General features: G+C 54.3%; 2 protein-coding genes and 1 tRNA gene. 2 read left to right on the forward strand and 1 reads right to left on the reverse strand.

All coding sequences use genetic code 11. The annotated features are described in order from the left end of the window. Positions 1–470 precede the first annotated feature (470 nt). Positions 471–564 (reverse strand) — tRNA-Ser (locus tag WCI03_15300). A gap of 119 nt (positions 565–683) precedes the next feature. On the opposite strand from WCI03_15300, the gene WCI03_15305 reads away from it, so the two are divergent. Together WCI03_15305 and WCI03_15310 are read left to right on the forward strand one after the other, a co-directional pair. Continuing rightward, complete coding sequence (locus WCI03_15305; GenBank protein MEI8141218.1) at positions 684–896, forward strand: hypothetical protein; 213 nt, start codon at positions 684–686, stop codon at positions 894–896. Between the two features lie 38 nt (positions 897–934). Next, a complete protein-coding gene (locus tag WCI03_15310; GenBank protein MEI8141219.1) occupies positions 935–2,269 on the forward strand; it encodes an IS1380 family transposase in 1,335 nt (444 codons plus the stop codon). The last annotated feature ends 86 nt before the right edge of the window (positions 2,270–2,355 follow it).

Raw genomic sequence — 2,355 nt, forward strand, 5'->3', positions numbered from 1 at the left:
ATGCCTCAGGGTGGTGCACTTTCCGATGGCCGACTGGTGCACTTTCCGATGGCCGACTGGTGCACTTTCCGATGGCCGCGGCTACTGTTTTTGACTGTTATTTTCACCGGTCTAACCCATAATTACCCGGCTACCATCGCCGCCAACATACGTTACATACGCTTCTTTTTGACCTACGCACGTACGCGCGCGTGAGATGAACCATTCCGGATTGAGAGAGAGGGGGGGTATTATTATCCCTGATATAGCCAGAGAGTTTGAAAAGTGCGTATGTAACGTATGTGCCGGGAGCCGCCGGAACCGAGATCATGGGGCTGGACGCCTGGCTGGTGATCAAGAGTTTTCGGAATTCCGACGTCCTCAAACATGGGTGACAAAAATGGAAACGTTATCCTATACCGTTATCCAAAAGCATCGTCGCGAAGAGTGAATGAGTGTAGTAGTCAATGTTTGCAGGCATATGGTGGAAGTGGCGGAGAGGGAGGGATTCGAACCCTCGGTACCGGTTGTTACCAGTACGGCGGTTTAGCAAACCGCTGCTTTCGACCACTCAGCCACCTCTCCAGATGTTTGAAATCAACGACTTATGACGAAATTGGCGTTTCGTGCTTGCTTGGGACATTTTTGGGACATTTTCCTGAAAAGGAGGGTAGAGGGAAATTACCCCTATCCATATCTTCCAAATGACCAAGAGCTATAAGCGTAAGTGGTTTCACAAGGGCGGGATCATACGCCAACGCGGGAATGGTTATCAAGTTGAAATTAACTTCAACTCAAAACGCATCCGGGAGACCCTCGATTCGCTCGATGAAGCCAAGCTCCGGATCGAGCAATTGCATACAGAACTGAAGAATCAGGGCCTCGATTCCTTGGCTCTGACTCCCGAATTGAGGTAGTCGTTTCCCGCGAAATCCTGACAGAGTACGACCGGGTCTTGATCCAACTTGCCCGCAAGGGAGGCCAAATACACCTTCACCCTGATCTGCGAAAGATCGAGAAGGGATACACCCCCGGCCAGATGGTGGAAGCGCTCAGCCTTGCATGCCTGATTGGATGTGAGCGAGTTTCGGACATCGACGGCCTAAGTAGGGATGAGGCCGTGGCCAAGATGCTTGGCTACAAGCCTCCCAGTTCGCGAACGGCACGGGATTTTCTTGACGCCTTCCATGATCCGGAACAGATCGTTCGGGCGCAAAAACGAGCCGTGGATCAAAAGCAGAAGGCCTATATTCCGGAGACGACGCCACTGCAGGAGGGGTTGTTGCGTGTGTTAGGGGCCTCGTCCAGAGCCGTCGCCACTAAGGGATCGAACGTTGAGATGGGCACCATCGATATGGATGCGACCATCATCGAGAGTCGTAAACGGTGCGCCAAAATGACCCATGAGGGAACTCGCGGCTTCCAGCCCATGGTCGCGCTATGGATGGAAGCCGATGCCATTGTGGCCGTCGAGTTTCGGGACGGCAATGTGCCCGCGCGCATGAATCCCAAGGCCTGCGCCTTACAAGCCTTTCAGCAACTCCCCAAAGGCATCAAGCGGTTCGCTTTCCGTGGTGACTCCGCCAACTATGACTGGGATCTTTTGCGCTGGCTTCGTGACGAACAACGTTCCGAGGGGCCGCAAGGCCGGATCGAATTCGCCATCTCAGCCATGATGTCTCAGGAGTTATCCAAGGCTTGCGCCAAGCTGACCGACACTCAATGGACAACCTTCGGAACAGAAGATGACGGAACCATCCGGCAGGCGGCGGAAATCGCCTTTACCCCGACGGAACCCAGCGAGAAATCATGCACCCAAGCACTGCGCTTCATTGGTCTGCGCCTGCTCAAACCCAAAGGGCTTACCTTTGCCGACGGTGCAGACCGCCGGTTCCTTGCGGTGGTGACCAACTCAACCAACCCTGATGCGACCAAAGTCATCCAGTGGCATCGGCAGAAGGCAGGAACCATTGAACATGCCCACGATGAATTGAAAAATGCGCTCGCCGCCGCGGCACTGCCGAGCCAACGCTTTGGTGCCAATGCGGCTTGGTTAATCATCAACGCCATTGCCTATAATCTCGCCAGCGCTATCCGCGCCGCCGTTCCGGATACTGACCTGCGCACATCCCGTCTCAAGGCCCTCCGCTTCCATCTCTTCCATGTGGCGGCACGCGTCATCCGGGATCGCCGCAAGATTACCATTCGCTTCGCCGCCTCCAAATCGTGGATGGCCAATATGCAGGCATTCTGCAAGCAGTTCCCTTGCCGAACCCAGGCCACCGGCTAACGGCGTTTCACCCTCATAATCGTAATCCTAATCACTGTCATCCCATAGGCGACATTTCATGATCAAAAAACCCTGTATTTGCTGAT

Source organism: bacterium (assembly GCA_037143175.1).
Taxonomy (GTDB): domain Bacteria; phylum Verrucomicrobiota; class Kiritimatiellia; order CAIKKV01; family CAITUY01; genus JAABPW01.

Coding starts and splice junctions, on each gene's coding strand:
- WCI03_15305 (MEI8141218.1), top strand. CDS start 684: ATGACCAAGAGCTATAAGCGTAAGTGGTTTCACAAGGGCGGGATCATA.